Origin of the sequence: Nocardiopsis ganjiahuensis DSM 45031 (assembly GCF_000341085.1) — a bacterium.
Taxonomy (GTDB): Bacteria; Actinomycetota; Actinomycetes; order Streptosporangiales; family Streptosporangiaceae; genus Nocardiopsis; species Nocardiopsis ganjiahuensis.
The window spans coordinates 57,284-81,914 of record NZ_ANBA01000011.1 but is presented as its reverse complement, the minus strand read 5'-3'; the positions used below and the strand labels follow the sequence as shown (position 1 = coordinate 81,914).

At 67.4% G+C, this 24,631-nt stretch carries 27 protein-coding genes, 1 tRNA gene and 1 pseudogene; 15 read left to right on the top strand and 14 right to left on the bottom strand.

Annotated features, from left to right (window positions below; genetic code table 11):
• The first annotated feature begins 51 nt into the window (after positions 1-51).
• The 6 genes from D458_RS0115550 to D458_RS0115525 all read left to right on the top strand — a co-directional run bounded on the left by D458_RS0115550 (position 52) and on the right by D458_RS0115525 (position 6,182).
• On the top strand, positions 52-1,062 hold the full coding sequence (locus D458_RS0115550) for a GlxA family transcriptional regulator (RefSeq protein ID WP_017587674.1): 1,011 nt from the start codon (positions 52-54) through the stop codon (positions 1,060-1,062).
• Positions 1,063-1,302: 240 nt separating this feature from the next.
• Entirely contained in the window at positions 1,303-2,496 is a 1,194-nt protein-coding gene (locus D458_RS0115545) for an AlbA family DNA-binding domain-containing protein (RefSeq protein WP_017587673.1), read from the top strand.
• A gap of 136 nt (positions 2,497-2,632) precedes the next feature.
• Complete coding sequence (locus D458_RS0115540) at positions 2,633-3,550, top strand: ABC transporter ATP-binding protein (RefSeq protein WP_026119338.1); 918 nt, start codon at positions 2,633-2,635, stop codon at positions 3,548-3,550.
• Positions 3,551-3,584: 34 nt separating this feature from the next.
• The gene (locus tag D458_RS0115535; protein ID WP_017587671.1) at positions 3,585-4,286 is read left to right on the top strand and encodes an ABC transporter permease; all 702 of its coding nucleotides are present in this window, start codon (positions 3,585-3,587) and stop codon (positions 4,284-4,286) included.
• Positions 4,287-4,288: 2 nt separating this feature from the next.
• Positions 4,289-5,548 (top strand): sensor histidine kinase, encoded by a 1,260-nt coding sequence (locus D458_RS0115530; RefSeq protein ID WP_017587670.1) that lies wholly within the window; start codon positions 4,289-4,291, stop codon positions 5,546-5,548.
• Positions 5,541-6,182, top strand: coding sequence for a response regulator (locus D458_RS0115525; protein WP_017587669.1), 642 nt, complete (start codon positions 5,541-5,543; stop codon positions 6,180-6,182). The genes D458_RS0115530 and D458_RS0115525 overlap by 8 nt, the downstream gene beginning before the upstream one ends.
• Before the next feature lie 240 nt (positions 6,183-6,422).
• Here D458_RS0115525 and D458_RS0115520 read toward each other — a convergent pair whose 3' ends face one another.
• The 4 genes from D458_RS0115520 to D458_RS36395 form a co-directional block, all read right to left on the bottom strand.
• On the bottom strand, positions 6,423-7,436 hold the full coding sequence (locus D458_RS0115520; protein ID WP_083936327.1) for a sporulation-delaying protein SdpB family protein: 1,014 nt from the start codon (positions 7,434-7,436) through the stop codon (positions 6,423-6,425).
• On the bottom strand, positions 7,427-7,993 hold the full coding sequence (locus D458_RS0115515) for an SdpA family antimicrobial peptide system protein (protein ID WP_017587667.1): 567 nt from the start codon (positions 7,991-7,993) through the stop codon (positions 7,427-7,429). The genes D458_RS0115520 and D458_RS0115515 overlap by 10 nt, the downstream gene beginning before the upstream one ends.
• 186 nt (positions 7,994-8,179) lie before the next feature.
• Complete coding sequence (locus D458_RS33580; RefSeq protein ID WP_017587666.1) at positions 8,180-8,869, bottom strand: hypothetical protein; 690 nt, start codon at positions 8,867-8,869, stop codon at positions 8,180-8,182.
• A 19-nt stretch (positions 8,870-8,888) separates the two neighbouring features.
• Positions 8,889-9,188, bottom strand: coding sequence for an SdpI family protein (locus D458_RS36395; RefSeq protein WP_160168054.1), 300 nt, complete (start codon positions 9,186-9,188; stop codon positions 8,889-8,891).
• A gap of 2,040 nt (positions 9,189-11,228) precedes the next feature.
• Here D458_RS36395 and D458_RS0115490 point away from each other — a divergent pair.
• Positions 11,229-11,450 (top strand): hypothetical protein, encoded by a 222-nt coding sequence (locus D458_RS0115490; protein ID WP_017587662.1) that lies wholly within the window; start codon positions 11,229-11,231, stop codon positions 11,448-11,450.
• 2 nt (positions 11,451-11,452) lie between these two features.
• On the top strand, positions 11,453-12,247 hold the full coding sequence (locus D458_RS35535) for a Crp/Fnr family transcriptional regulator (protein WP_083936326.1): 795 nt from the start codon (positions 11,453-11,455) through the stop codon (positions 12,245-12,247).
• 487 nt (positions 12,248-12,734) lie between these two features.
• On the opposite strand, the gene D458_RS0115480 is transcribed toward D458_RS35535, so the two are convergent.
• The 7 genes from D458_RS0115480 to D458_RS37945 all read right to left on the bottom strand — a co-directional run bounded on the left by D458_RS0115480 (position 12,735) and on the right by D458_RS37945 (position 17,282).
• Entirely contained in the window at positions 12,735-13,577 is an 843-nt protein-coding gene (locus D458_RS0115480; protein WP_017587660.1) for a phosphotransferase, read from the bottom strand.
• Positions 13,549-14,454 (bottom strand): aldo/keto reductase, encoded by a 906-nt coding sequence (locus D458_RS0115475; RefSeq protein ID WP_017587659.1) that lies wholly within the window; start codon positions 14,452-14,454, stop codon positions 13,549-13,551. Before D458_RS0115475 ends, D458_RS0115480 begins: the two co-directional genes overlap by 29 nt.
• A complete protein-coding gene (locus tag D458_RS0115470; protein ID WP_017587658.1) occupies positions 14,451-15,644 on the bottom strand; it encodes a cupin domain-containing protein in 1,194 nt (397 codons plus the stop codon). The genes D458_RS0115475 and D458_RS0115470 overlap by 4 nt, the downstream gene beginning before the upstream one ends.
• Positions 15,645-15,653: 9 nt before the next feature.
• Positions 15,654-15,794 (bottom strand): hypothetical protein, encoded by a 141-nt coding sequence (locus tag D458_RS37000; RefSeq protein WP_169556882.1) that lies wholly within the window; start codon positions 15,792-15,794, stop codon positions 15,654-15,656.
• Between the two features lie 252 nt (positions 15,795-16,046).
• Positions 16,047-16,526 (bottom strand): hypothetical protein, encoded by a 480-nt coding sequence (locus D458_RS0115460; RefSeq protein ID WP_239647964.1) that lies wholly within the window; start codon positions 16,524-16,526, stop codon positions 16,047-16,049.
• Positions 16,523-17,050 carry an ATP-binding protein gene (locus tag D458_RS0115455; RefSeq protein ID WP_017587655.1) on the bottom strand — a complete coding sequence of 176 codons (528 nt, stop codon included), beginning with the start codon at positions 17,048-17,050 and terminating at the stop codon, positions 16,523-16,525. The genes D458_RS0115460 and D458_RS0115455 overlap by 4 nt, the downstream gene beginning before the upstream one ends.
• A 100-nt stretch (positions 17,051-17,150) precedes the next feature.
• The gene (locus tag D458_RS37945) at positions 17,151-17,282 is read right to left on the bottom strand and encodes a hypothetical protein (protein ID WP_017587654.1); all 132 of its coding nucleotides are present in this window, start codon (positions 17,280-17,282) and stop codon (positions 17,151-17,153) included.
• 538 nt (positions 17,283-17,820) lie between these two features.
• Here D458_RS37945 and D458_RS0115445 point away from each other — a divergent pair.
• Together D458_RS0115445 and D458_RS35095 are read left to right on the top strand one after the other, a co-directional pair.
• The gene (locus tag D458_RS0115445) at positions 17,821-18,588 is read left to right on the top strand and encodes a helix-turn-helix domain-containing protein (protein WP_051049694.1); all 768 of its coding nucleotides are present in this window, start codon (positions 17,821-17,823) and stop codon (positions 18,586-18,588) included.
• Positions 18,585-18,758: a DUF397 domain-containing protein gene (locus tag D458_RS35095; RefSeq protein WP_017587652.1), complete on the top strand. Its 174-nt coding sequence runs from the start codon at positions 18,585-18,587 to the stop codon at positions 18,756-18,758. The genes D458_RS0115445 and D458_RS35095 overlap by 4 nt, the downstream gene beginning before the upstream one ends.
• 244 nt (positions 18,759-19,002) lie before the next feature.
• On the opposite strand, the gene D458_RS0115435 is transcribed toward D458_RS35095, so the two are convergent.
• Positions 19,003-19,078 (bottom strand) — tRNA-Lys (locus tag D458_RS0115435).
• 198 nt (positions 19,079-19,276) lie between these two features.
• Here D458_RS0115435 and D458_RS38170 point away from each other — a divergent pair.
• Positions 19,277-19,471 (top strand): annotated as a pseudogene (locus D458_RS38170) (hypothetical protein); the annotation flags it as partial.
• Positions 19,472-19,858: 387 nt separating this feature from the next.
• Here the strand turns inward: D458_RS38170 and D458_RS0115425 are convergent.
• Positions 19,859-20,470 (bottom strand): DUF4352 domain-containing protein, encoded by a 612-nt coding sequence (locus D458_RS0115425; protein ID WP_026119337.1) that lies wholly within the window; start codon positions 20,468-20,470, stop codon positions 19,859-19,861.
• Between the two features lie 512 nt (positions 20,471-20,982).
• On the opposite strand from D458_RS0115425, the gene D458_RS0115420 reads away from it, so the two are divergent.
• The 4 genes from D458_RS0115420 to D458_RS37940 all read left to right on the top strand — a co-directional run bounded on the left by D458_RS0115420 (position 20,983) and on the right by D458_RS37940 (position 23,205).
• The gene (locus D458_RS0115420) at positions 20,983-21,762 is read left to right on the top strand and encodes an SAM-dependent methyltransferase (RefSeq protein WP_017587649.1); all 780 of its coding nucleotides are present in this window, start codon (positions 20,983-20,985) and stop codon (positions 21,760-21,762) included.
• A gap of 184 nt (positions 21,763-21,946) precedes the next feature.
• Positions 21,947-22,558 carry a TetR/AcrR family transcriptional regulator gene (locus D458_RS0115415; RefSeq protein ID WP_017587648.1) on the top strand — a complete coding sequence of 204 codons (612 nt, stop codon included), beginning with the start codon at positions 21,947-21,949 and terminating at the stop codon, positions 22,556-22,558.
• A 252-nt stretch (positions 22,559-22,810) separates the two neighbouring features.
• Positions 22,811-23,071 (top strand): PspC domain-containing protein, encoded by a 261-nt coding sequence (locus tag D458_RS0115410; RefSeq protein WP_017587647.1) that lies wholly within the window; start codon positions 22,811-22,813, stop codon positions 23,069-23,071.
• Entirely contained in the window at positions 23,071-23,205 is a 135-nt protein-coding gene (locus D458_RS37940) for a hypothetical protein (protein WP_017587646.1), read from the top strand. Before D458_RS0115410 ends, D458_RS37940 begins: the two co-directional genes overlap by 1 nt.
• Here D458_RS37940 and D458_RS0115400 read toward each other — a convergent pair.
• On the bottom strand, positions 23,202-24,518 hold the full coding sequence (locus D458_RS0115400; RefSeq protein ID WP_026119335.1) for an MFS transporter: 1,317 nt from the start codon (positions 24,516-24,518) through the stop codon (positions 23,202-23,204). The two genes, D458_RS37940 and D458_RS0115400, sit on opposite strands and share 4 nt — an antisense overlap.
• Positions 24,519-24,631: the final 113 nt, after the last annotated feature.

Sequence of the window (24,631 nt, the reverse complement as noted above, 5' to 3'; positions counted from 1 at the left end):
ACAGTGACCCGAAAGACAACATCCGAAAGAATCCGGCCATAGGATCGTGTCATGAACGTCTTCGTCCACCCGGGCCGCCACCGCGTGGCCCTGTTCGTCCGGCACGGTGTACTGCCCATCGAGGCCGGGATCGTCCACCGCCTGTTCGGTCGGGTCCGCGGAGCCGACGGCCTTCCCCTCTACGAGGTGGCCACCTGCGCCCTGGAACCGGGGGTGGTCACCACCGACGCCGACTCCGACCTCACCCTCAACGTCCGCCACGGCCCGGAGGCCCTGGAGGAGGCGGACACGGTGATCCTGCCCGCAGCCCAGGAGGACTACGTCGAGCGCCCGCACGACCCGATCCGCCCGGACCTGGCCGCCGCCCTGCGCAGGATCGGCGAACGCACCAGGATCGCCTCCATCTGCTCGGGGGCGTTCGTGCTCGCCGCGGCCGGGATCCTGGACGGCTGCCGGGTGACCACGCACTGGATGTCCGCCGGGTACTTCCGCGCCATGTACCCGCACATCGATCTCGACCCGGACGTGCTCTACACCGACAACGGCCGGGTGCTGACCTCCGCCGGGGTGGCCTCCGGCATCGACCTCAGCCTGCACATGATCCGCACCGACCACGGAGCCGCCGTCGCCAACGAGGTGGCCCGCAACACCGTGGTGCCGCCGCACCGGGACGGCGGACAGGCCCAGTACATCCGCCTGCCCGTGCCCGCCCCGGAGCGGTCCGCGACCGCCCGAGCCCGGGCCTGGGCCCAGGAGCACCTGTACCTCCAGCCGAGCCTGGCCGACATGGCCGAGCGGGAGTCGATGAGCGTGCGCACGTTCACCCGCCGCTTCCGGCAGGAGACGGGACTGTCACCGGGCCGGTGGATCACCCAGCGCAAACTGGACCTGGCCCGCCGGCTCCTGGAGGGTTCGGACCTGTCGGTGGACCGGATCGCGGACCGGGCCGGGTTCGGCACCGCGGCGTCGCTGCGCCAGCACATGCAGACCGAGCTCGGGGTGTCGCCCAGCGCCTACCGCCGCACCTTCCGGGGGACGGCACCGGACCCCGCGTCCCCCTGAACCCCTACCGGACCCCGCGGCCCGCTGAACCCCTACCGGACCCCGCGGCCCGCTGAACCCCTACCGGACCCGGTGGCACCCTGAACCCCTACCGGACCCCGCGGCCCGCTGACCCCGCGCCGTCGCGTTCCGGACGCCGGAGGCCCCGCTTCCGGCCCGGGGCCCTCCGGCCCGGGGAACCACGGACCCGAGTTCGGGAAGTCGTGCGGGGTTGTCGGTGATAGTGGGCATGATGCCGACATGGATCGAGTCCTACCCCCGACGTGGCGCCCTTCCAGCGAAGCCGAACTCGAGGCGGCCCTGAACGAGGGCGCGTTCACCGAGACGCCCAAACGCGAGGCCAAACAGCAGCTCCGCAGCTCCAAGGACCAGGCCAAGGACATGGCGTCGTTCGCCATCGACGGCGGGCTGATCGTGGTCGGGGTGCGGGAGGTCAAGACCGAGGGGCGCTTCGAGCTGGCCCCGGTCGAGTGGGTCGACCAGATCCTGGAGACCCCGGCCCGGATCGCGGCCTCCTCCTGCGACCCGCCGCTCCAGGTCTCGGTGGACTGGCTGGACAGCGACCGGCCGGGCCACGGGTACCTGCTCATCGAGGTCCCCGCCTCGCCTCTGGCCCCGCACATGGCGGGAGGCGCGTACTACGGGCGCGGCGACCGGGAGAAGCGGCGCCTGTCCGACGCCGAGGTGGAACGGCTCATCCGGGCCAGGGACGCCTCCCTGGACGTGGTGCGCACCGCGCTGCGCGAACAGGTGGAGAGGGACCCCTTCCCCGAGGGCGAACTGGCCCACCTGCACGTGGTCGCGCTGCCCTCCCGCCGCATCCCCGGGATGTTCAAGGCCTGGACCGCCGCCGAGGACGCGCGCCCCCTCCTGTTCGACCTGGTCCGCGACGGGATCTCGGAGCGGACCCGCTCACGCGGCGGCGAGACCGCCCTGGTCGCCCCGGAGTTCGGGGACCTGTGGTCCGGGTTCCGCACCGCGGGCGGCGTGGGCATCGCGAGCCAGACCGCGGCGGAGGCCAGGGAGCAGAACGACCTGCGGTTCATCGTCCGCGAGCGCGGCGAGGTGTTCCTGTACTGCGGGAGGTCGGCCGACCGCCGGTACGGCCAGCACCTGATCTTCGACGGCGCACTGGCCTTCCGGGTCCGCGCCTTCCTCGACCTGCTCGGCAGCCTCTCGAAGGATGCGGGATACGGCGGCAGCTGGGACGTGGGCGTGGCCGTCACCAACCTGCACGGCGTCTCCGCCTGGGCCGACGAGCGGTACCCGTCCCCCGGAGTGGAGTACGACGCCGAGCGCTACGAGCAGGTCACCCGGGTTCCCCAGCTGGAGCTGGAGAAACCCGGCAGCGCCACCGACCGCCTCGTGGGAGAGCTGCTCCGCTCCCTGGGCAACGCCTCGGCCCACGCGGACCTGCTCACCGACCCGGAGTGAGCCCGGGCCGGGCCGTCCGCCGGGCTCCGGGGACGCCATCCACCGAACGGTGGATGGCGGGGGTCGGCCGGATCCGCGCGGGATCGGGGCCGGACAGGCGATTCGCTCCGAGGCCCGGCGGACCAGGCTTGTGGGCATGGCGATCATCGAGGTCACAGAGCTCAGGAAGAAGTACGGCGACCACGTGGTCCTGGACGGGGTCTCCTTCTCCGTGGAGGAGGGGGAGGTCTTCGGACTCCTCGGCCCCAACGGCGCCGGCAAGACCACCGCCGTCGAGTGCGCGGAGGGCCTGCGGCGGCCCGACTCCGGGACGGTGCGGGTGCTCGGGCTCGATCCGGTCCGGCAGCGGAAGCAGCTGAGCGAGCACGTCGGCGTCCAGCTCCAGCACACCCAGCTGCCCGAGAACATCAAGGTCTGGGAGGCACTCGACCTCTACGCCTCGTTCTACGACCGCTCCCGCGACTGGCGGGAGCTGCTGGACCGGTGGGGCCTCGCGGACAAGCGCGGCGCGCGGTTCGGGAAGCTCTCCGGCGGGCAGAAGCAGCGCCTGTTCATCGCCCTGGCCTTGGTCGGGGACCCCAGGGTCGCGTTCCTCGACGAACTCACCACCGGACTCGACCCCCAGGCCCGCCGGGCCACCTGGGAACTGGTCAAGCGGGTGCGGGCCGAGGGCGTGACCGTGGTGCTGGTCAGCCACTTCATGGACGAGGTCGAGGAGCTGTGCGACCGGGTCGCGGTCCTCGACCGGGGCTCCGTCGTCGCCCTGGACACCCCCGCCGGCCTGATCGACGGGGTCGACGCCGAGTACCGGATGAGCTTTCGGCTCGTGGACGCCGGAGCCCCCGATCCGGACGGTCTGCTGGGGAACCTCGCCGGGGTGACGTCGGTGAGCCGTACCGGCGACCGGGTCACCGTGGCCGGGCGGGGCGACTTCGTCACCGCCGTCACCGCGTCCCTGGCCCGCGAGCACGTGCTCGTCTCCGACCTGCGCATCGACAAACGCACCCTCGACGACGCCTTCGTCGCCCTCACCGGCCGCTCCCTCCAGGCCTGAACCCGCCCGGCCCGACCCGAACGGAAGAACCGCTGTGCCTGTCCTCGCCAAACTCACACACGTCGAGACCAAACTGATGGTGCGTGAACCCGGAGCGGTGTTCTCACTGCTCATCCCCCTCTTCATCCTCCTGGTGTTCGGCGGGGGGATCAGCGAGGGGGACACCTTCCTCATGCCGATGGCGGTGTCGATGGCGCTCGGCCTGGTCGGTCTCTACCTGCTCCCCACCACCCTGGCCACCTACCGGGAACGGGGCGTCCTGCGCAGGCTCTCGGTGACCCCCGTGAGTCCGGGCAACCTGCTCACCGTGCAGCTCCTGCTCCAGCTGGTCATGGCTGTGGCCACGGCCGCCCTGCTGCTCGTCGTCGGGGTCGGTTTCCTCGGGGCCCGGGCGCCCGGGCCCCTGGGGTTCCTGCTGGTCTTCCTGCTCGGTACCGCCGCGATGTTCTCCGTCGGCCTGCTCATCGCCGCGCTCGCCCCCAACGGGCGGGCCGCCAACGGGTTCGGCGTCCTGCTCTACTTTCCCCTGGCCTACCTCGGCGGACTCATGCAGCCCGTCGAACACATGCCCGATATCCTTGCCGTCGTCGGTCGGTACACCCCCATGGGCGCCCTGCGGCAGAGCCTCCACGAGCTCTGGAACGGCGGAGCCCTCGAACCGCTGCCGCTGGTCACCATGGCCGTGTACGCGGTGGTCCTCAGCCTCGTGGCGGCCAGATCCTTCCGCTGGGAGTGAGTATGGAGACGGTGCCGGAACACGACCTCGACCTGCGCCAGCGGCGGCTCATCACCGCCGTGCCCTACGTCCTGCTGGCCGCTTCCACCGTCCTGACCGTGGTCACCCATGAGAGCCCCTGGCCCCGGAACCTGGAGACCCTCGGCCTCGTGGCCCTCGCGGCGGCGCTCATCTGGGCCATGACCGGGCTGAACCCGGAGTGGTCCGCGCACCCGAAGCGGACGGCCGCCCTCGTGGCCGCACTGGTCGTGATGATCGCGGTGCTCAGCACCCGGAGCGTCTGGTTCGCGGGATTCTTCGGCTTCACCGGCTACGTCTACTCCTGGCACTTCCTCCGGGGCCGCTGGAAGTTCGCGGGGGTGGCGGCCACCGCGGCCGTCACCGTCACCGCCTACCTGGGCGGGCTCCCCGATCCCACCCCCGCGTCGGTCCTCTTCCACGTGTTCTTCGTGGCCGCCGTCGTCTACATGGTCGCGATCTTCAGCCACTTCGGCGAGGTCACCGCGGAGCGCAGCGACGAGCGCGGGCGGATGGTGGAACAGCTGCGGGAGACCATCCGGGAGAACGAGGGGCTGCAGGCGCAGCTGCTGCTCCAGGCCCGCGAGGCGGGGACGCACGACGAACGCGAGCGCATGGCCCGGGAGATCCACGACACCCTGGCCCAGGGCTTCGTGGGCATCATCGCCCAGCTCCAGGCGGCCGAACGGGCCGAGGCCGACACGTTCGCCGATCCCGACGACCCGAACCGCGCCGAGTGGCGGCTGAGGATCGCCAACGCCACCCGCCTGGCCCGCGAGAACCTCGTGGAGGCGCGCAGATCCGTGCACGCCCTGGGCCCGGCCCCGCTGGAGGGCGCTCCGCTGACCGACGCCCTGGCCGGCCTCACCGCCGAGTGGTCCCGGCTCAACGGGGTGCGCGCCGACTTCACCACCACCGGACCGGTCGTCCCTCTGCATCCGGAGGTCGAGTCGGCTCTGCTCCGCACCGCCCAGGAGGCCCTGTCCAACGTCGCCGGACACGCGGGGGCCACCCGCGTCGGGGTGACCCTGTCGTACGTGGGGGACCTGGTCGTCCTGGACGTCCGCGACGACGGCGCGGGATTCGCACCCGGCAGCGAGGCCAGCGGCGGTTTCGGCCTGACCTCGATGCGCCAGCGGGTGACCCGGCTCGCGGGCACCCTGGAGATCGAGTCCGAACCAGGTGCCGGGGCGGCGGTCTCCGCCACTGTCCCGGCCGTTCCGAGGGAGCCCTCCGGTGAGTGAAGCCCGCATCGGTGTCCTGATCGTCGACGACCATCCCGTCGTCCGCGACGGTATCCGCGGCATGTTCGAGCGCGAACCGGGGTTCGAGGTGGTCGGTGAGGCCGCCGACGGGGGCCGCGCCGTCGAGCTCGCGCGCTCCCTGGAACCCGACGTGGTCCTCATGGACCTGCGCATGCCGGGGACGAGCGGCGTGGAGGCCATCCGGGAGCTCACCCGGCTGCGGGTCGCGACCCGGGTCCTGGTGCTGACCACCTACGCCACCGACAGCGACGTCGGCCCCGCCATCGAGGCCGGGGCCACCGGCTACCTCCTCAAGGACGCCCTCCCCGACGAGCTGGTCCGCGCCGTCCGCCTGGCCGCGCGCGGGGAGACCGTGCTCTCCCCGACGGTGGCGACCCGCCTGGTCGGCCGGGTCCGCGAGCCCGCCGTGCCCCTGAGCGAACGGGAGCTGGAGATCCTCAGGCTCATCGCCGACGGCTCCACCAACCGCGAGGCGGCGGCCCGCCTGTTCATCAGCGAGGCCACGGTCAAGACCCACGTCCTGCACCTCTACGGCAAGCTCGGCGTCAACGACCGGGCGGCAGCGGTCGCCGCGGGCTTCCGCCGCGGCCTGCTGGACCTCGGCAACGGCTGACCCACGCACGCCGTCCCGGCCGGAGCCGGGGCGGCGTGCCCGGGTCAGCGGACCCGTCCCGCTCCGTCGGGAACGAGAACCCGAAGCACGGAGCCGCGGCGGCGGAGACCGGACGGGCCGGGCCATCTCGACAAAGGTCCGGCGCAAGGGCTCCTCGGTGAGGCTGACCACGAGCCCTTTGGCTCAGGAGCAGCCGGGCGAGAGCGGGAGGTAGCGCATGGCGCCGACGAGCAGGTCCGATCAGTGTTGTCCGGCAGCTTGCGGCCGTTTCGCAGGCTTCTCCGATGCCTTGGGCGCTGGGGCGTTCGGTCCGAGGCCTTCCCGTTCCTTCTGACCGCGGACACCTGTCCTGTGTGCGTAGTCGGACAGGCCCTGCGACGTCGCGCACATCACCAAGCCGACCATGGTCAGCCCGAAACTCACGATGCCGATGCTGAGAATGATCCCGATGTGCAGTACCGCGCACACGCCGAAGGCCAGGACCTGCATACGGCCGCCTCGCAAGATCAAGAACGCCAGGCTGGCCTCTCCCACGATCGTGCCCCATGACAGCACGAGGGTTGCCGCCGGTATGGCCGTGAGCCACAGAGCAGTGTTGGCGAACAACCCGGACGCTCCGAATGACTCCATACGGGTGACGTAATACACGGCGGTCCCCGAACCCCACTGCTCAACAGCCAGCTTGGCAGCTGAGCTGTTGAGGTAGAGGTAGGCCAGTTGTAGTCGCAGGCCCCAGTGGCCCGCCCAAGCAATGCCCTGGAATGCTGATGCTTTCTCAGGATTGCGAGGCCGTTGCCAGTGCCACATCCGGCGGTCGTTCGCACAGGCCAGTACGAGGAATGCAGTGCCGACTTGCGCTGCGGTCTCCCCGCCGTCCGGAAGGGCAATATGACCGTGGACGGAAAAAGAGACCCAGAAGTGTGGTAATGCCGTGTATCTCGGTAGGAGGCCGGAGGCGACTACGAGGAGGATCGCCAGCAGGAACCAGCTGACGATCTGTCGATCGATGCCGTTTGCGAGGCAGTAGGCGCTCACCGCGTACGGGGCGTCGCATGCGGGTTCGAACTCGTCAGTTCCGACCGGCACGAAGAGGTAGGCCGAGGGAGTCAGCCCGAGCACGGACGCCTGGGCGAGTGCCACGATGGTGCGTCCTAGACCCAGGACGCGCGACTGCTCCGGAAAGGCTGCTGCGGCGGCAGAAACGCGGGAGAACACCCGGTTCGCTGTTGTCTTCACTGCGGTCGTTACCGGCATCGGGCCTCGATCAGCGCCATCTCGTCGTCGATTCTCCAACCCCGGTATTTGTCCCGGTAAGGCCAGGGCACGGGCTCGGTCCTGGCTATGATGACCTTGCCGCACAGTGTTGGTACCGGAGAAGTGTTCTCGACCCACTGGACGGGTGTACCCGAAGCCACCTCGCTCAGGCAATCACCATTCAGGGAGCCGCAATCCGTCCACTCCTCGATTCGGTTGGCCATGTTGGCGATCTCCGGTCCCTGCGCGCGCTGTGTACGGGTCAATCCGTAAAGATTTTCGGCGCTACCGTTAGGCATCGTGGAGGCGAAATCGACGGAACCATCCCCGTCGGCTGTGTAAGGAACGAGCTCCGGATCGTTCGGCGGCTTGGTGAAGAACGCCCAATTCTGTGGCATGGTGCGCGCGAAAAGGGTCCGCACGGTTCCGCCGTCGCGAACAGAGAGAGTGTTGCTGGGGAGGGCGTAGAAGATCGATCCCGCAAGAACGAGGATGACCAGAGTCAAGGTGACCGATGCGCCGGCACCCCGGTGCCCACCGTCATCGTCTTTCTCCACACCGGTTTGGTGAGCGGCCAATTGACAAGCCTTTTCGTCACTGATTCTCTACCGACATACCGACAGGGTCGGGACCCCGCGCGGAGGCGCGGCCCCGACTGGCCGCCCGGGAGCGGCTCAGAGACTTCCGGAACGGAGGCGATGAAGATTCGGGCCGTCTCCGCCGGGAGCCCCACAGTCAACAGATCAGTTGGCCATGGCCTCGGTGAGCTCGTTGATGACGTGCTGCTCCTCGAAGCCGTTCTGGCCGGCGTCCTCGTCCTCCAAGTAGAAGGTCACCACCGCGAGCGTCGCCAACGCAAGGGTCGCGACCCCCGCGTTGGTGTAGCCGGCGACGTTGACCACACCGACCGCGTTGGCGTAGATCGCTACGTTGACCCCCTGGTAGGTCCAGCCGGACGCCGCGGACGAATTGCTGGTGTTGTCTGCGGGGGCGTCGAGGAAGCCCATGAAGGATTCGGAGAGCGCTACCAGGGCAGCTTCCACCTTCTGCGGATCGCCGGACCGGACCGGTACGGCGACCTTCTCCTCGAAGTCCTTCTCGTAGGTGAGGTAGTCGCTGATGAGCTGGTCCAGGGCCTCCTCGTCGGTATGGGGCTTCTCCGCAGAGAAGCCCAGCGTGTCGAGGAGTTCGGGGTTCGCTTCGGCGATGGGCCCCTGGCCGGCCAGGAGGAGCTGGAGAACCTCCTCCTGGGAGTAGCGCGCTGTCTCTTGGAACTCCTCCGTGTTCTGGATGAGTTCGGCCCGGCTCTCGTTCCCGGAGGCGTTGGATCTGACCGGGGGTGCGGTGTCGGCGAAGGCGGAGGCCGACACGGTGACCGTGGAGCCGGCGACGAGCGTTGCGGCCACCACGGTAGCTGTGATGCGGTTCTTCAAACCGTGAACTCCTTTTCCTTTATTTGCGAATGGCGTCCTTGCCGGTCCTGTGGGCAATGACTGTCGCAATCGCGAGAATTGTGATGACGGCTGTGAAGCCGAGGGCCGGGACGATCATGGCCCCGACTCCGGAAAATACTCCTGCAATCGTCAATGCCGCAAAGACGATGGTCAGTGCACTGCTGGAATATCCCGTATAGGCACAGGCCAGTAGCCATGGAGCTGCGGCCCTGTGGCCTGATTCCCAGGCGGTGTCCGAAGATTTCGTGATGCGCGTTCTCAGACCGACCGCGGAGTTCTTTCCCAGGTTCCCGCTCATGGTCGCTTGTCTGATGTGGTGGGCCACTCCGGACAAGGCGGCAATGCCTGCTGCGGCACTGAGGAGCGAGGCTAGTACTTCCATGAAGGTCGCGCATTTCTTTTGATCGTGGTCACTGTAGTGGCGCGAGGTGTTCGCGGCGATGCCTACCGAATCGCACGAGGGGCCGCTGTGTCAATGCAGCGGTTTGTCAAGCGTGGTGAGGGCGTAATGCGCTCCTATGCCCTCGCTCCGTAAGCATGCAGTCGGTCAGTTCGTCTGACGGGAATGGTATGACCAGGGATGATGAAGGCCATGGAGTTAGGGCTCGAGGTCCTGGCGGGCAGGGTGATGCTTGCGACGGCGTGAGGAGAGCAGGAGAGAAGGAAAGGAAATTCTTCCTGGTCAGCGCTTTCTTGTTACGATTCCATAAAAAGCTTGCTTGCCCTTGGGGATCCCAGCTCGAGCTCTGTGTGTGAAATGGGTCACCACTGGCGTGAGGGGCTTCAGGTGCAGGCTGCTCCTGGTCTTTGTCGGAGATCATTAATGGGGTTCCGGGAGATTGGGGGTGATGTCGTGCACGATGGCTGGGGCGAGTCGCGCTTGAACGGGTGAAGCGCATGAAATCCTTCGTGGGGATCATGGGGGAGGGTGTCAGAATCGAATGACCATGAATAAGTATTTCCAGCGGAAAAATAACCTCGCCGGGTCCGTGTCAGCGATCCGGGGCGGCGCCCGGAGGTGGGCGTGCACGGACATCGCACGTGATGGCCTCCCCGGCCAGAGCAAGCTCGGCCAGGGGGCGGAAGCGGTGGGTGACGGCGGAGAGTTCGTGGCCGGACGGTCTGCCGGCCGCCTCTGCTGGGTTCGTTGCAGCGGTGGGTGCCCTCTGGTGATGCTGGTCAAGTGCGACAGCTCTCCGGAAGAAGCCGGGGCAGGCCTCCGGGCACGCGAAAACCCCAGGCCTGAGCGGTTGAAATCACGCTCTGACCTGGGGTTCTCCCTGGTAGGGCCCCGGGGGATCGAACCCCGAACCCGCGGATTAAAAGTTCACGGGATGGCGGGTATTTCGCCACGCTATGTGATGTTTCGTTCCGGCTTGCCCGGGCGGTGTCGTGCCACCGGAGACCACGGAAGACCACCGCCGACCGCCGGGTTCCGGAACGCCGGAGCCACAACGGAGCTAGTTCGGGCACCACCAGGGTGCCGTCAGAATCCGCTGGATACTCAAGGTCAGCGTGCCGTGACCACTATGCGGCCTCCGCAAGCACGCGGCCACTGACCACCACCTCAGCACAACCTGTGGTCAATCTTCCCGGGCACTACCTGTGAGGAAGCCGTCCCCGTTCTGTCGGCGTTGGACAAGGACGGGATCCTGGAAGCCGAGGATGAGGGAGCATCAGAGTTCTTCCTGCACACCATCTCTCCCAGCTCCCGGCCGGAGTACGCCAGGATCGCCTACCGCAGGGCCATCTCCAGCGACACCGGTAGGGGAATCTGCGTCGGTTGCTCGGTCACGCGGACAACGTGATGCGGTTCGTCAAAACAGCAGGTAGCGCCCCTCCAGAGCTGGAAAGATGCTCCGACATCTCAAGGGTGAACAGGGCGAAGGCGAGTAGTATCTCGACCGAAGTCCCGGTGCCCCGAAGTCATTGCAGCGGTGGCATCGAGCAGGATCTTTGCTCATCCGGGCGAGAGGTCAGCCGTGTGCATAACTCGTACTATGGGTTCATCGAGAACGAATCCAACATATGAGGGAAGTTGGCCTCGGCGTACGGGCTTAGGGTGGGGGTATCGCAGGTCGTGTCTCTTGCCGAGCCCGACATATAGCTGCAGGTAGGAGCGCTGTGGGGGTGGTAGCCCATGGTGAGCCAACCGTCGCGAAGGGCCGTACACCCCAGGGTGCACGGCCCTTCGCTGTCCTCGGAGACGGATATCTTGGTGTTCGCACATCATGGCCATCCTTTGCGGCCCGGGCCTACCACCGGGACGCGGAACCGCCTACCAGGTTCCGGAAGGTCGGGTGTGGATCTTTTATCGGGCTCGGCAAGGAGCAACAGAATGACCGCGGACTCCCGCGAACTCGTACCCAAAGGCCTGAGTGAAGGGCAGCGACACGTGTGGATCAAGGCCTTCGTGGCCTTGGCGGCGCTCGCCCTCATCGGCTTTGTCGTCTATCAGGTGAGCGATCAGGAACCGGTGATGGTCGCTGCCGTACTTACCGCGCTGGCGGCCGTTCTCACGGCGATTGCTGGCATGATCCGGTCTCTGCGGGAGCGCTGATCATGGCCGCTGTTGAGATCGTGCGTTATGGCACGTTTTATGAAGGACTCACGGAGTCGTCTTTGAAGGGCTTCATGGAGCTCTCCACAAATCGCCGGTACAGCCAAGGGCAGATGCTTTACCGCGAGGGCGACATGGGTGGCTTCGTCGTGTTGATCCTGAGTGGTGCAGTGGCCCTGACATCGCGCACGGCCACAGGGGCAGAGACACTTTTGGACATCCGCTCGGCAGGTGACCTGGTCGGCGAGCGTGAGGTTTTGGATGGAATCAACCAGAAGACCTTTAGTAGGACTGGAACATCCTCTCCTAGAAGCAGCCAGGCTCGCGCCCTCAGTCCTGTCTCCGCGAGGTTTATTCGCGGTAAGGACTTCAGTGAGCTGGTGAGGGACCACTCTGAAATTTGGCAGCTGGTCACCCGCGATCTGCAGGTTCGTCTGACTGACGCGGAGAAGAGGCTCTCTCAGGCCGCAGGCGAGAATGCCAACCAGCGACTCGCTAGAGCACTCCTGGAAATGCCTACGCGCCGAGGTCAGAGGATTAACGACCAGAGGCACGAGATTCCACTGAGCCAGGACGAGCTTGCCTCCTGGATCGGGTCTTCCAGGGGGACGGTGGAAAGGATCCTGCGTAACTGGCGGGATCGAAAGGTCATCGTAACGATGCACCGTTCAATCCTCGTGGTTGATCCTGAGAAACTCGCCATGATCTCTGGATTGCGAGGAACACGGAGGTCTCCAGCGCCTATCCGGCGAGGGCATGCGTCGGTGTCACGGGGGAACGCTGCTGCCAGCGCTTGAACTCTGCTTTCGTAGCTGAGTGTTTTCTGTCCGGTGCGTTGGAGGGTTTGACGTGTGTTGGGTTCGGGGTCTGAAGCGGCCCCGGACGTTTGCTGAACTTTAATTGTGGGATTGTCGTTCATGACAGGCCGTCCCGTCGGAGTATAGCGAAGATATGAGGTACTCCACTGGCGGCGGACTGACCGCCGCAGAACGCCAGCGACGCGAGGCGGTGCGCATGGCCGCCGCGGACGACTTTGACTTCAGATCCACCGATGCCCAGATCGCTTGCACCTAACTCATCACCCGCATGTCGGCCTGGCGATGGCAGCATGCCTACGAAACCGGCGGCTGAGAAGTCCTGGAAACCAAAGGAACAGCCTCGCACTTTTGCCTGACCGGCGGGGTACTGGTGTTTCGGGCCGGGTGTGATGGAAGCTCTGCTTTGTGCCCGCGCATGAACCAGGCCACGCCACTCGGGTGATCGGGCAGGACCTGCTGAGTCCGACTACTGCTGGACGAGCACTTCGCCAGCGAGCCGCTCTACGTAGGGCTTCAGCCGGGCGTGGACGTCGTCTCGCTCGGAAGCCTGGATGATCTCGGCGCAGATCACCAACTGGGCCAGGCGGCCGTGCTCGGTGTCCAGCACGTCACCGAACACTTGGCGCACTTTCGCGGCGGTGGCCGGGGTGGGGAGGGCGTAGGCCAGCAGGACGGCCGGGTCGTATCCGGCCGGGGCGGTTCCCCACCCTTCCCAGTCGATGACTTCCAGCGGGTCGCGGGTCAGATTAGCCCAGTGCAGGTCTCCGTGAGCCGATTCCCAGCGGTGCACCGTCAGGTCTTCTCCGGCCAGCTCGGGGATGAACCGGGGGATTCGGTTGATGTACGCCTGTGTCATCACCTCCCGGCCCGATGGGACCGAGGTAGCGCGAACTTCTTCCATGCAGGCGCGCAGGTTCTGCCACCACTGGTCGTCCACCGGAGCCGTCTCGGACAGGTCCGGCGTCGGTGAGAGAACCTGCCCGCGAAGGCGCGTCCACAGAGTCGCCTGGAACGCGCCTTGTTCTTCTTGCCATGCGTGCTCGCCGAGCATCACCGGGCGCGGAACCGCTTCACCGAGCAGCGTGTCCGCGAGTGCGGCGCCTTCCCAGATCTTTCCCTCCGGCCGTGGTGCGGCCATCACCCTCAGCCAAGCCGGGAGCCCAGCGGCCGCGGTTACCGGGCCGCTCAGTGTGCGTCCACCCACCCCGGAATGCAACGAGACCCCAGCAGGGGCGTGGGCTCCGAGGTGTTCGGCCGACTGGTGCCATCGCCTGTTCAGGTCAGCGGGCAGGTGGGTCGAGGAGGTCACAGAGTTCCTTGAGTCGGTGGTCGGGCACAGGTTCACGGATCGCTTCGGCAGCCTGCGCGTAGTGCTTGCTGTTGGTGGTGCTGATCAGTACCCCTGTCAACCCCGGTGCTGACGCGGTGACCTTCAGCGCGGCCTCAACAGGGTCCGCTCCGGGCCGTACCGCTTCGGCCAGCTTCGAGGTGATCAGCGGCAACAGTTCACCGCCGTGGAAGGGCGCCGAAGCCCACACCTGTAATCCTGCCTGGCTGGCCTGGGCGATGGGGCCGCTTCCTTCCAGGCTCTGGCGGATGGGGGCGATCTTCACCATGGACACGGGAAGCTGGATCGCGCGGAGCCCGTTCTCGGGGCGGCCTGCTGCTTCCTCGGCGAGGTGGAGCAGCTCGGCGACGGTGAACGCCCCGGTGTCGAACCCGTTCCAGGTGGCGACGCCGTACCCGCCGATGGCACCGGAGGCGTACAGCTCCTCCAGGACGGCAAAGGCGGACCGTAGGCGCTGGTGGAGGTCGCCCCGCTCTTGGTGGTGGTGTTCGGGGTTGTGCAGGTACACCAGGTCGGGCGCTCGCCGGAGTTCGGTGCGCGACATAGCGACCTGGTGGCGCACGTAGTCGGGGGCGATGCTGTGCCGGAGCGCGGCCTCCTCCTGGGAAAGCGCGCCGCTGGTGAGCGCCACCCGGGCCTGGCCACCGGTCATGTAGCCGACCTTGGTGGAGAGACGGAGCCGGGGATGTTCACGCAACACGGGCGCGATCGCGGCCTGGTGTGAACCGCCTCCGTACACGGGAGCGGTGTCAATGAGAGTGCACCCGGCCGGAGCCGCGATGCTCACCGAGGTGGCGGCGTCGCGGCTCCGGTAGGTCCCCATGCCGAGGAGGGTCATACGGTGCCTTCCCAGGCCAGCGCACCATCGTCCATCAACCTGCGCAGCAGCCCCAGAAGCGCCTTCTCCGAGACGTCAGGGACCAGTTCGTGCAGCTCCTTCACACTGGTGGGCCCGTTGCGGTTCAGGTGGGCGATCGCCGGGGCGACCTTGGCTGAGAGGCGCCAGCGCCGCCCCTGCGCGGCATAGACCACTTCGTCTCCCGCCTGGGTGCGTTCGGAAGTGACCGTGCCTCGCAGGGAGGCGAACCGGACGACGGAGGACAGCGTCAGGTCGCCGGTGACCGCGACCGGCAGGCTGAACACCGGACGTGCCGCCGAGGTCTCGTCCTGGCTCCGCCAGTACTCCTCCACCACCTCCGGAGAACGCAGACGGTCCGACACCAGCTTGGAGATACGCCGGGCCCAGAGCGCGTGCTCGGCGGCCGCACGCGGAACGTCGGCCCTGACCTCGTCGTGCCCGACCAGGTCGTTGACCAGCCAGCGCAGGAAGTTCACCCCGGTCGTGGTCACCAGACCGCAGGTCAGGTGCAGGCTCGGCTCGCCCTCGGAAGCAGCGACCGCGTGCCAGCATCCTCGGGGGACGTGCAGGACGTCCCCGGGAGCCATGACGAACTCGTCGATGATCTCCGTGGGTTCCTCTTCGGCGAACTCGACGTCCTCATGCAAGGGGGCGAGACGGGTGTTGCCGTAGATGCGCCACCGTTTGCGCCCCGACACCTGGAGAACGATGACGTCGTGGTCGTCCCAGTGGACTCCGAAACCTTCCCGGCTGGTCCAGGAGGCGTAGGCGTTGACCTGGATTCCGGTCCTGAGCCAGGCCTCCAGCTCGCTGATGAGCCGTCCGATCGGCGGGTGCATCTCGTCGATGGCGTCCAGAACCAGGGTCGCGCCCTCTTTGAGCTGCTGCTGGAACAGGTGGGGAACGGGCTGGTTCCAGTTGGGCATCCGGCGGTACTGCCGAAGCCGGGTGTAGGCACCAGCGTCAACGACCCCTCCCGCGGCGAGCCGCATCCTGGGGGAGTCGAGCCGCTGGTGCGCGAGCAGTGTGTTCAGATCCGACCAGTTCAGCAGGTCGGCGAAGGCCTCTCGTTCGCCTTCGCCGGCCGGGTAGCGGCGGTGTTCGCGGCCGAGCACCCGGGCGGGGAACTGGTCCCCGCCCAGACGGCCGCTGATCAGGTCAGCGGTCAAGGTGTGCTCCTAGTACAGGCCGTTGTCGTTGGTGTCGCCCCTGCCGGTGCTGCCGCCGTCGGAGGGCTGCTCGGCGCGGGACCGGACGGCCGCGATGTCCTCCACCGCGAGGACCAGGTCGTCGTCGGCGTACTGCGTGGTGCTGTCCATCAGGATCTCCTCGTACATCGTTGGATTCGGGGGGTGTGCTCTGCACGGGGCGGTGCTCGTGCTCGGACCATGCGTCCCTTCCTGGGCTTCGCCCTGCTTCCCGGCCTGGACAGTGACGGTTCTTCAAGGCCGAGCGGGGTTCAGGCGTTTCTCGGTCGCGGCATCCACGTGTTGACACAGGACGTGCCGATGGCAGTTGTGACCGTCCCTCTCATGCGGGAAAGTCTTTGAACGCGGTTGTGGTGCTGGTGGTTAGAGCGGGAATCCGCCCGTCCGGGTGGCCGCCTGGCCGACCGCTTCCGTACTCGCGTGCCCGAAGAGCAGCACCGAGCTGATAGCCAGGGCGGGCCAGCTCCACCACCGGCGCGGGGCCCGATGGCGGCCCCGAGAGCCGCGCGGGAGCATGCCGGGGAGATCGGCGGGCACCGGTTCCTCGGAGAGCCTGGCCGCCCTGGCTTCCTTGGCTTTCCTTTCAGCCCGTTCCTGCTGTTGGCGGGCTACCTTCGCCCAGTGGGGGACGGGGCCGTGTTCGAGCATGTAGGCGACTCTGGGGTTGTCCTGCATCTGTCGTAGAAGCCGCTCCCGCCGGTCCTGATGCGATTCCGGCAGGGTGTCCATCGGACGGGAGGTGGTCGGGGGCAAGGAACCCGGCTGGAGGGAGCCGGGACGGGAGAACCGGTGTCCTCGGGGCGCGGCGAGTACCGAACGCACCCTGGTGTCGGTGACGGTCATGCCTGACCACCGCCCAAGGTGAACTCGGCCCAGATGACGGTGCCCAGCCCGGCGCAGAAGGGGAAGTCCAGCACCGAGCGGGTGCCCCAGCGTTCGGCGAGGTAGTGGATGAGCAGCAGGCCCCGGCCGCGCTCGGCCTGCTCCCACTCCTCCAAGGTGCGCTCGTGCGGGATCTTCGGCCCCGTGGGTTCGGCGATGTCGGTTCGGTTGCCGTCGTCGACGATCGCGACCTGGATCGTCGCGTGGGTGGGCATGTGCAGGGTGCGGATGATGCGGCCTTCGGGGTCCTGGCCCGATCGGGAGTGGTCGCAGGCGTTGGCGAACATCTCGCTGGCGCACAGCACCATGTTCTCGATGGTCTCCTGGTCCATCCCGGCCAGGCGGGAGAGGTCCACGGCCAGGTCGGTGCGCATCCAGGCGGTCCGGGCCAGCTCGCCGGGGTAGATCCGGGAGGGCCAGCGGCGTCCGGTGTAGGGCGTGGCGGGGGTGTGGAGCGGGGTGTGCGGGTGCGGCACAATGGCCATGTCGGCAACTCTTTTCTTTACGGTTGGTGTTTGTCGGCCTGCTCTGGGGGTGTTCACGCACCCGCCAGAGCTTTTTTCTTGGTCGCCTTGGCTGTGGGCCTCAGCGTGTGGCCGTGATCGTGTGCCCGCAGTAGCGGCAGGTCGCGGTGGCCGTGTTCCCGCGCTTGACCGGTGGCTGGTCCGGGACGTAGTCGTGCCCGTTGGGGTCTGAACAGGTCGTCTGGTTGTCCATCGCGCCTCACCGGGCGGAGCTGAGGAATGCCGACCGCTGATCGGCCCTACTCCAGCGCCCCGACGGGGCTGGGTCTACTCGTCGGGTACCAGTTGGCTGAGGGGGAGAGTCACCTCGGGCAGCAATGGCATCGACGCCGTGATGCTCATACGGCCACTCTCAGTCGGTGCGCTCCTGCCAGAACCATCTGAAGGATCTGCAGAGGAGCGGTGTCCAACGGTCTTCGGGGGTCCGGGACCGGCGGCAGGCGGGGTGTACGCGGCGGCTGGCTCCGAGAGCAGGTCCGGAGAGACGAAGCGTAGGTGCGCACACGTCCAGCCCTGCGGGGGCGAGAACGGTGTTGGTTCGAGGGCGGTACCAGGGCGTTCAACGCGCCACCGTTGAGCCAGGGCCGAGGCCAGTAGAGGAGGTCGGTCATGTAGGGCTCCCGTTGGGGTCGTGCTTCAACGGTCGGCCCTCTCGTGTTCCTTGCGCCACTGCTTGTTTGATTCTCGTAACTTCCTGACAGGTTTCTGCTCTTGCGCGTAATCTTGCACGCATGAGTGAACCCCCCTTTCGTGAGCTGCTCACGAAATACCGAGAACTCAAAGGGCTGAGTCAGGAGCAGGTAGCATCCCACCTGGGGTGTTCGTCAGCATCCGTTTCCAGGTGGGCTAACGGACACTCACTCCCGCAGCGCGAAACTGCGGAGGAATTGGACAAGCTACTCAATGCAGACAAAAAGTTGTTTGCGGCATGGAGGCTTGGCCGTACAGGCACGGTCACCCCGGAGTGGGCGAGGTCGCTGTCAGCGATCGAGCAGGCCGCGCAGACTCTGCAGTGCGTGTCCCCGGTGCTGGTGCCCGGGTACCTTCAGTGCGCCGAGTACGCCCAGTGGGTGTTCCGGCTGGGCTGGCCACAGGCCTCCGACAGGGAAATCGAGTACCTCACCCACGTGCGGACACGACGCTTGGGAGAGCTGCCGGGGCTGCGTATGACGGCTGTTTTTCCGGTGACCGCTCTGACGGGCTCCCCGTCGAATGTGAGGAGAGCCCAGGTCCAGCACCTACTCACGGTGGTGAAGAAGCGGGACGTGTCCGTGCACGTTGTTCCGGAGGGTTCCATTCTTGCGGCGGTTACCTCTCCGCTGCTCGTCTTTCGCCTGCGCTCCGGGGAGACCGTGATCTCCAGCGATCACGTGGACGGTAACGTGATCTACGAGAATTCCGAGGGTTACGACCGGCTTGCATCACTCGTCACAGGGGCCCTGGCGGCTTCCCTCCCCGCCGAGCACTCTCGACAGGTATTGGAAGGCTTGACGACATGAACCACTGGCACAAGTCCTCGTACAGCAACACGGGGGCGAACTGTGTTGAGGCGCGAGAGCACTCCGGGGGCGCGGATGTGCGGGACACGCAGAATCGGGAGGCGGGGCACCTGTCCTTCAACGCGGTTGAGTGGTCCGCGCTGCTGGGAACCGTGGTCTCGGACCGATAGCTGGGAAGTGACCGGCCCCCGTGACACAGCCTGATCGACTGTCCGCCTCCAAGAGCTAGTCCAAGCGCTCGGCAGGGTTTCCCCGCCGGGCGTTTGTTGTTCACGGGGGCTCTCCGGAGCTGGGCTCTCGGTGAGGGGGTACACCGCCGAGGCCGCGGAGTGTACATGAAACGGGACCGGCTCCCGGGTACGCGAAAACCCCAGGTCCGGGCGCTGATGTGTGCGCTCTGGCCTGGGGTTTTTCTGGTAGGGCCCCGGGGGATCGAACCCCGAACCCGCGGATTAAAAGTCCGCTGCTCTGCCAGTTGAGCTAAGGCCCCGTGGTACACCCTGCCTGACCAGCAGGGGCTTCACCAAGACGACATCCTACCGGATACCACAGGGGTTACAGAGCAGAGGATTCACTCACCAGCACGAACGTGAGAGGCCCTCCGCGCATGAGTACCACACCACCACGCCGCAACCCGTGCGCCGAGCACATGAGCAGCTAGGCGCTCGCACTCCACGCCCGCGGCCGCTCCGAAGGCACCATCACCTCCTACCGCCGCACTGTCCACAGGTTCGCCGCTTACCTCGACGCCCAGGGCCACGAGATGAAAGCGTCCAAAACCAAGGCGACGATGGTCCGCGGCTCCCTCCTCGATCGCAAGATCGCCACCAGCCCCGATACCGCCGCCCTGGACTACCGCAACCTCAAAGCGTTCTTCCGCTGGATGGTGCGCGAGGACGAGCTGAAACCCGGCAAGAACCCGAGGCTGAAGGCCGACGCCGTCAACGTCCCCGAGAAGGACATGAAGCTCCTGGAAGCCGACCAGGTCAAGGCCCTCCTGAAAACCTGCGAGGGCGGCAGCTTCGAGGACCGCGGGACCGGGCGGTCATCCTCACCCTCGCTGACAGGGGTCAGGGGGTGGCATCCGTGGTCCGCGGCCACTGTCTCCAGGGCGACGAGGGCTGTCGCGGTCAGTGGCCGGTCGGGGCCCCACCAGCGGGCGGGGCACGGTGGCCATGCTCGTCTCCGGTTACGTCCGGGTCTCGGGAGATGGGCCGGCCCCGACTCGGTGTTGGTAGCACCGGTCGGGGCCGCTTTCAGCTGTGGGGTCCTAGCTGACGTCGGCGGTGACGGTCTCCTGCAGACCGAACAACTCCGACATCTCCACCGTCGCGATGTCGAGACCCTCGCCGACGACCGCGATCTGCCCCTCGGTGCGCTGGCCCGGGCTGAGAGTCACAGCGTCGAGCTGGTCGATATCCGCGAAGATCGCGTTCGCCCAGTCGCTGATGACGGTTCCGTCGGCCAGGACCACCGAGAAGTAGATCGGGTTGACCTCGAGGTCCTCCTCGCTGCCGTTCTCGACGGTGATGTCGAGGACGGTGTAGACGGTGTCGTCGACGACGTCCCCGGCGGTGCCCGCGTTCGTGGCGGTCAGGACGACGTCCGAGACCTCCTCGGCGGGCTCTTCCTCGACCTCCTCGGCAGCGCTCTCCTCGGTATCGGGGGAGGAGCTGGCGGCGGGCGGGGCGGCCGGTGCGGTGTCGCCGGACAGGGCGGCCATGCATCCGCCCATGAGGGCGAGGATGAGGAGCAGACCGAGGCAGCCTCCGCAGCCTAGCCCGATCTTGCCGCCGGTGGACATGCCCTTCTTCGGGGGCTGAGGCGGCGGCTGGGGCGGCCCGTAGTGGGGCTGCTGGGGACCTGAGGGGGGATACGACATGGGGGAGCTCCGTCTCTCGTGTGCAAGGGGGCGGCGGAGCGGGAGCCGCAGAGGGTCAGACGGGCAGGCTGGGTACGGGGTTCCGTCGGTGCGCCGGGCAGGGAACGGGGATGCGCGGCGATGGCGGTGAGCGTAGCGGAAAACGGGCGGGAAAGCGCACGGACTGTGAAATGGAAAACGCGAGTGATTCGGTGATCATGGCCGGATCAGGCCATTCTCACAGCAGCGGAACTGTGCTGCAGAGGTCACGTGCATGGTCACGTTTCACCTGGTCAGACTGGTGTGCCACAGAGGTGCACAGAAACAGGATTAAAAGTCCGCTGCTCTGCCAGTTGAGCTAAGGCCCTACGACGGCACCGGGCTCGTCGCCGGGACAACTCTACCGCAGTGGTAGGGCCGGCGCAGTGCAGGTTTCCACGGGCGGTCGCAGAGCGCTGGAATGCTTTGCTCGCAAGGGTTCTAGGGTGGGCCGGGTACGGGGGGCGTTCGGACGCAGTGAGGTGCGCAGGCAGATGGAGATCGACACCACCGTCCCGCATTCGGCCAGAGTCTGGAACTACTGGCTGGGTGGCAAGGACAACTACCCCGTGGACCAGGAGGCCGGCGAGCAGTTCCTCCAGGTCTTTCCCGGGATGGCGCAGGGGGCGAGGGCCTCGCGGGCCTTCCTCGCCCGGACCGTGCGCTATCTGGCCGGAGAAGCCGGGATCCGGCAGTTCCTCGACGTGGGCACCGGGCTGCCCACCGCGGACAACACGCACGAGGTCGCCCAGGCGGTGGCCCCGGAGGCGCGGATCGTCTACGTGGACAACGACCCGCTGGTGCTGGCGCACGCCCGGGCCCTTTTGACCAGCACGGACGAGGGCTCCACGGACTACGTGCACGCGGACCTGCGGGAGCCGGAGGTGATCCTGGAGGCCGTCCGGAAGTCCTTGGACTTCGAGAAGCCGGTCGCCTTGATGCTGATGGGCATCCTCGGGCACATCCCCGACTACGAGGAGGCCCGGGGACTGGTGCGTCAGCTGGTGGCGGCTCTGCCCTCCGGCGGGTATCTGGTGATCAACGACGGCACCAATGTGCTCAGTGACGCCAACGTCGAGGCGCACGACCAGTACAACGAGAGCGGGGCGGTGCCCTACGTCCAGCGCAGCCCGGAGGAGCTCGGGGGTTTCTTCGAAGGGCTGGAGCTGGTGGAGCCCGGTCTGGTCTCGGTCACGCGCTGGCGGTACGAGGTGAGCGGCTTCGGGGTGCCGCCCGAGGTGGACGGGTACGGGGCGGTCGGTCGCAAGCCCTGATGCCGACTGGAATGAGATGATCACCGAACGCCGGCACGGGTTCCGTCCCTGAGGGGACCCGGAGCCTCCGGCCCTGAGGGGTCCGGCCCAGACAGGGCCGGGCCTCTTGTGCTGTGGCATGAAAAAGTACACATTGAGAAAATTTGCACGAGATGCAACAATTATCCGTGTAAGGGGAGGACCCATGGGGCTGAGGGAACGCAAGAAGCTGGCCACACGCCGAGCGCTGCGGGAGGCCGCGGTGCGGCTCACCCTGGAGCACGGGCTGGAGAAGGTCACGGTGGAGGCGATCTCGGCCGCGGCCGACGTCTCCCCCCGGACCTTCTTCAACTACTTCGCGACCAAGGAGGACGCCCTCCTCGACGACGTCACCAGCGTCCCGGACGAGGCGGTGCGAGAGGCGTTCGCGGCGGGCGGCCCCACGGGGGTGTTCGTCGAGGACCTCAGCGCCCTGCTGGTGGCCTCCCTGCTCGGTTCGGGCGACCTCGAGACGCGGCGGGCCGACATGGCGCAGCGCAAGCTGCTCATGGCCCGGGAACCCCACCTCCTGCCCGGCCTCCTCGGCCGCTTCCACAGCATGGAGCTGAGCCTGGCCTCGGCGATCGCCGAGCGCTCGGGCGCCCCCGACGACGACCCGCGTTCCCAGCTGGCCGCGGCGGCCGCGATGTCCGCCGTGCGCCAGTCCATGAAGATGGTCCCGGACCAGTCCGAAGCGGGGATCGACGAGCTGAAGGACCGCCTCGCGGAGTCGTTCCGGACGCTGGGCGAGGTCTTCGCCCCCGAGACGGACGCCTGAGCCCGCCCGGAATCCCCGCGTCCGCCCGGAACCCCCACATCCGGAACCCTCACGCCCGAGTGGAACCCTGAGCCCGTTCGGGGCCGCGGTGTGCTCCACGCCTCAGGAACCCCGCGGACCCCGGATCCGTCGAACCGGCACGGGGCCAGCGCCCCCGGAGCGGACTCTCCTCAGGAGTCGGGGACGTAAGTCAGGGGCCGCCCAGGGCTCTCCCCGATGGGAATCGTCGTCACTGGCGGGCAAGGTGGAGGTATGAACGAGAACCACGGGAGCAAGCGGCTCCAGCGCAGCGAATCCGACCGCTTCCTGACCGGTGTCTGTGGGGGCATCGCCGCCTACACGGGGGTGGACTCCACCATCGTCCGGATCATCTTCGTCGTCCTCGCCCTGCTGGGCATGGCGGGTATCCCGATCTACATTCTGGCCTGGCTGCTCATGCCGGCCGAGAGCGAGCGGCGTTCCCTGCTGGAGCAGATCATCCGCAACTTCCAGGGAAAGTCAGGTGGTAACTGATGTGGAGCCTGCGCGCGCACCCCGACTGGCAGCGTCGTGAGCTGTGTGTCCCGCGGGAGGAGCGCGAGCCCGAGGAGGCTCGCGACCAGACCGCCGAGCACCGCTCCGAACGCTGGGCGACCGCCTCTCACTAGGAGGCCGTCTCCGACTCGGTCTCCTCCATCCGCGCGGAGACCTCCTTGGACATCCGCGCCCACGGGACCGACAGGGCGATCGCGGAGAGCAGGGCGAGCAGGCCCGCTCCGGCGATGACCGTGCTGGTACCGGTGATCTCGACGAAGTAGCTGGACAGCAGGATGCCGAGGCCCTGCGCGGCCTGGAGCCCAGAGGCGACCAGGCCGAAGGCCAGACCGCGGCCCTCCTTGGGCACACACAGGACGAAGGCCGCGTTGGCCACGAACTGGTAGGAGCCGGCGGCCCCGCAGAGCGCCAGGGCCCCGATCATCATCCACAGCGGCATCTGGAGCACCCAGAGCAGCAGCGGCACACAGGTGAGGATCGCGAGCGGCCCGAGCAGCCGGACCCGGGTGGGCGGGGGGATCAGCCGGGTGAGCACGAAACCGCCGACGAGCGCGCCGATCGACTGCCCGGCCATGATGAAGCCGGCCGCGGCCGGCCCGGCGCCCGCTTCGGCGGCCATGGGGTTGGCCAGCCCGTAGGGGACCGAGTACAGGCCCGCGAGCCAGGCGAGCAGGGCGAGGGTGCGCAGCTTCGGGTCGCTGAAGACCAGCTTGGCGCCGTCCCTGATCGTCACCAGGAATCCGGGCCGCTTCTCGTCGGACCGCTCCCGGGCCGGGGTGGGCCGGGCCCTGACCCCGAACCGCAGGATCAGCGCGGACAGGACGAAGAGCATGCCCGTCGACAGCAGAGTGATGTTGGGGCCGACGAACGTGACGATCACACCGCCCGCGATCAGCCCGAGGAGCATTCCGAACTGGGCGGTCAGCTGGATGATCGCGGTGCTGGCCACGTAGCGCTCACCCTGGACGATCTGGGTGAGCAGGGCCGCCCGGGCCGCGGCGAACGGGATCGACGGCAGGATCGAGACGAACAGCAGCCCCCAGACCAGCCAGACCGGTATGCCGGGTATCGCGACGAGCATGATGACGACTGCCCTGATCACGTCGCAGGCCACCATCACCTGGCGTCGCGGCAGGATGTCGGTGAGCCCGGAGAACAGGGGGCCGGCGAGAATCGGCGGAAGGAACATCACGGCCAGCGTGATTCCGGCCGCGAAGGCCGAATCCGTCAGTTGGTAGACCAGGACGCTGGAAGTGATGTTCAGCAGGTTGGTGCCGATCATCGACAGGGCGTGGGCCAACCACATGGAGCGGAACTCGCCGATGGCCATGACGTCGCGGTAACTGCTGCGCCATTTGTCGGCCTGCGCCTCCGAAGACTCTTGCTCTCCGCCGTCAGGGGCTTTGTCGAGGCTCGGATTGCCCACCCGGCACTCCCTCACTGTCACAGGGGTGAAATCACGCTGAGTCGTGCTCCAATGACCAACGGTTCCGGAAGGTGGCCTGACTGGCAAGTCGGTTGGGGAAATTCGTGTCTGAT

What these genes read in the sequence shown, in the direction of transcription:
- D458_RS0115445 (WP_051049694.1), top strand. Translation starts at nt 17,821, where the DNA reads ATGAGTGAACCCCCCTTTCGTGAGCTGCTCACGAAATACCGAGAACTC.
- D458_RS0115410 (WP_017587647.1), top strand. Translation starts at nt 22,811, where the DNA reads ATGAACGAGAACCACGGGAGCAAGCGGCTCCAGCGCAGCGAATCCGAC.
- D458_RS37945 (WP_017587654.1), bottom strand. Translation starts at nt 17,282, where the DNA reads ATGGACAACCAGACGACCTGTTCAGACCCCAACGGGCACGACTACGTC.
- D458_RS37940 (WP_017587646.1), top strand. Translation starts at nt 23,071, where the DNA reads ATGTGGAGCCTGCGCGCGCACCCCGACTGGCAGCGTCGTGAGCTGTGT.
- D458_RS37000 (WP_169556882.1), bottom strand. Translation starts at nt 15,794, where the DNA reads ATGGACAGCACCACGCAGTACGCCGACGACGACCTGGTCCTCGCGGTG.
- D458_RS0115490 (WP_017587662.1), top strand. Translation starts at nt 11,229, where the DNA reads ATGACCGCGGACTCCCGCGAACTCGTACCCAAAGGCCTGAGTGAAGGG.
- D458_RS35535 (WP_083936326.1), top strand. Translation starts at nt 11,453, where the DNA reads ATGGCCGCTGTTGAGATCGTGCGTTATGGCACGTTTTATGAAGGACTC.
- D458_RS36395 (WP_160168054.1), bottom strand. Translation starts at nt 9,188, where the DNA reads ATGAGCGGGAACCTGGGAAAGAACTCCGCGGTCGGTCTGAGAACGCGC.
- D458_RS0115455 (WP_017587655.1), bottom strand. Translation starts at nt 17,050, where the DNA reads ATGGCCATTGTGCCGCACCCGCACACCCCGCTCCACACCCCCGCCACG.
- D458_RS0115545 (WP_017587673.1), top strand. Translation starts at nt 1,303, where the DNA reads ATGGATCGAGTCCTACCCCCGACGTGGCGCCCTTCCAGCGAAGCCGAA.
- D458_RS0115415 (WP_017587648.1), top strand. Translation starts at nt 21,947, where the DNA reads ATGGGGCTGAGGGAACGCAAGAAGCTGGCCACACGCCGAGCGCTGCGG.
- D458_RS0115425 (WP_026119337.1), bottom strand. Translation starts at nt 20,470, where the DNA reads ATGTCGTATCCCCCCTCAGGTCCCCAGCAGCCCCACTACGGGCCGCCC.
- D458_RS0115460 (WP_239647964.1), bottom strand. Translation starts at nt 16,526, where the DNA reads ATGACCGTCACCGACACCAGGGTGCGTTCGGTACTCGCCGCGCCCCGA.
- D458_RS0115530 (WP_017587670.1), top strand. Translation starts at nt 4,289, where the DNA reads ATGGAGACGGTGCCGGAACACGACCTCGACCTGCGCCAGCGGCGGCTC.
- D458_RS0115520 (WP_083936327.1), bottom strand. Translation starts at nt 7,436, where the DNA reads ATGCCGGTAACGACCGCAGTGAAGACAACAGCGAACCGGGTGTTCTCC.
- D458_RS35095 (WP_017587652.1), top strand. Translation starts at nt 18,585, where the DNA reads ATGAACCACTGGCACAAGTCCTCGTACAGCAACACGGGGGCGAACTGT.
- D458_RS0115420 (WP_017587649.1), top strand. Translation starts at nt 20,983, where the DNA reads ATGGAGATCGACACCACCGTCCCGCATTCGGCCAGAGTCTGGAACTAC.
- D458_RS0115475 (WP_017587659.1), bottom strand. Translation starts at nt 14,454, where the DNA reads ATGACCCTCCTCGGCATGGGGACCTACCGGAGCCGCGACGCCGCCACC.
- D458_RS0115550 (WP_017587674.1), top strand. Translation starts at nt 52, where the DNA reads ATGAACGTCTTCGTCCACCCGGGCCGCCACCGCGTGGCCCTGTTCGTC.
- D458_RS0115540 (WP_026119338.1), top strand. Translation starts at nt 2,633, where the DNA reads ATGGCGATCATCGAGGTCACAGAGCTCAGGAAGAAGTACGGCGACCAC.